2 protein-coding genes are annotated in these 2,083 nt (G+C 73.0%); both read left to right on the top strand.

What is annotated here, in order from left to right; translation table 11 throughout:
- The first annotated feature begins 32 nt into the window (after positions 1–32).
- A complete protein-coding gene (locus tag BZY54_RS48275; RefSeq protein WP_086731565.1) occupies positions 33–881 on the top strand; it encodes a menaquinone biosynthetic enzyme MqnA/MqnD family protein in 849 nt (282 codons plus the stop codon).
- A 126-nt stretch (positions 882–1,007) separates the two neighbouring features.
- Positions 1,008–2,083: serine/threonine-protein kinase (locus BZY54_RS48280; protein WP_143668450.1), on the top strand; the 1,076-nt coding region annotated here is incomplete at its 3' end.

Below are 2,083 nucleotides of genomic sequence, written 5' to 3' on the forward strand. Positions count from 1 at the left end.
GGGCCGTGGTGGCCAGGGTCTAGTCTCGCGATGTGGACAATTCTCGCAACCGGCCGCGCGTCGGCCACATCCAGTTCCTCAACTGCCTGCCCCTCTACTGGGGGCTCGCGAGAACGGGCACGCTCCTCGATTTCGAGCTCACCAAGGACACCCCTGAGAAGCTCAGCGAGCAGATCGTGCGGGGAGACCTCGACATCGGTCCGGTCACCCTCGTGGAGTTCCTCAAGCACGCGGACGACCTGGTCGCCTTCCCCGACATCGCCGTCGGCTGCGACGGTCCGGTCATGTCGTGCGTGATCGTCTCGCAGGTCCCGCTGGACCGGCTCGACGGCGCCCGGGTCGCCCTCGGCTCGACCTCCCGCACCTCCGTCCGCCTCGCCCAGCTGCTGCTCGCCGAGCGGTACGGGGTGACACCGGACTACTACACCTGCCCGCCCGACCTGAGCCTGATGATGCAGGAGGCGGAGGCGGCCGTGCTCATCGGGGACGCGGCGCTGCGCGCCAACCTGCACGACGGCCCCCGCTACGGCCTCGACGTGCACGACCTCGGGCAGCTGTGGAAGGAGTGGACCGGGCTGCCGTTCGTCTTCGCGGTCTGGGCGGCGCGCCGTGACTACGCCGAGCGTGAGCCGGTCATCACCCGCAAGGTGCACGAGGCGTTCCTGTCCTCCCGTGACCTGTCCCTGGAGGAGGTCGGCAAGGTCGCCGAACAGGCGGCCCGTTGGGAGGCCTTCGACGAGAAGATCCTGGCGGAGTACTTCACCACCCTCGACTTCAGCTTCGGCGGGCCTCAGTTGGCGGCGGTCGCGGAGTTCGCCCGGCGGGTCGGTCCGACGACCGGCTTCCCCGCGGACGTGAAGGTGGACCTGCTCCAGCGGTAGGGGGCCGGAGCGCAGGAAGTCTCTCGATCCACGAAGTCCAAGGGGTCCGAGCCGTGGGAAGTCCATAGGGGGAGGCGGCTGTTCGGCACTACTCTGCTGGGGAGCCGTACGGGGGAGGGTGGACGCATGCAGCCGCTGGGAGCCGACGAGCCCGCCACCATGGGGCCCTATCGGCTGCTCGGCCGGCTGGGCTCCGGCGGCATGGGCCGCGTCTACCTGGGGCGCAGCGCGGGTGGCCGTACGGTCGCGGTGAAGATCGTGCATCCGCACTTCGCGCTGGACGAGGAGTTCCGCGCCCGGTTCCGGCGCGAGGTGGCCGCCGCGCGCCGGGTGGGCGGCGCCTGGACCGCCCCGGTGCTGGACGCCGACCCCGAGGCGCCCGTGCCCTGGGTCGCCACCGCCTACGCGGCCGGCCCCTCCCTCGCGGCCGCCGTCGCGGACGGCGGGCCATTGCCCGCGCACTCCGTACGGGTGCTGGTCGCGGGCCTGGCCGAGGCGCTCGCGGCGGTGCACGAGCTGGGTCTGGTCCACCGGGACGTGAAGCCGTCCAACGTGCTCCTCACCCTCGACGGCCCGCTGCTGATCGACTTCGGCATTGCCCGCGCCATGGACGGCACGGCGTCGCTGACCTCGTCCGGCGTCTCGATCGGCTCGCCGGGCTACATGTCGCCCGAGCAGGTACTCGGCAAGGGCGTCACGGGCGCGGCGGACGTCTTCTCCCTTGGCGCGGTCCTGGTCCACGCGGCGACGGGCGAGCCCCCGTTCCCGGGCGACTCCTCGGCGGCACTGCTCTACAAGGTCGTCCACGAGGAGCCGGAGCTGGACTCCCTGGGCGACGGCGACCTGCGGGAGCTGGCTCGGGCCTGTCTGTCCAAGGACCCGGCCGCGCGCCCCGCCCCCGCCGAGATCGCCCACGGTCTCGCCCCCGAGGGCGCGGCCCGCCTGGTCGCCGGCGGCTGGCTCCCGGGGCGGCTGGTCGAACAGGTCAGCCGCAGCGCCGTACAGCTGCTGAACCTGGAGGCCACCGACACCCGACCGGCCGAGCCCGCGTCCGGCCCGGTGGGGTTCAGCAAGGCGTCGGTCACCGCCGCCGGAGGTGTGGTGACCGGGGAGTTCGGCCCGCCGCCCGTCATGCCGGCGGCGCCCTCGACACCCCCGTCGGGATCCCCCCTCACGCTCCCGCCGACGGGGGTGTCGAGGGC

The organism is Streptomyces carpinensis, assembly GCF_002154505.1.
GTDB lineage: Bacteria > Actinomycetota > Actinomycetes > Streptomycetales > Streptomycetaceae > Streptomyces > Streptomyces carpinensis.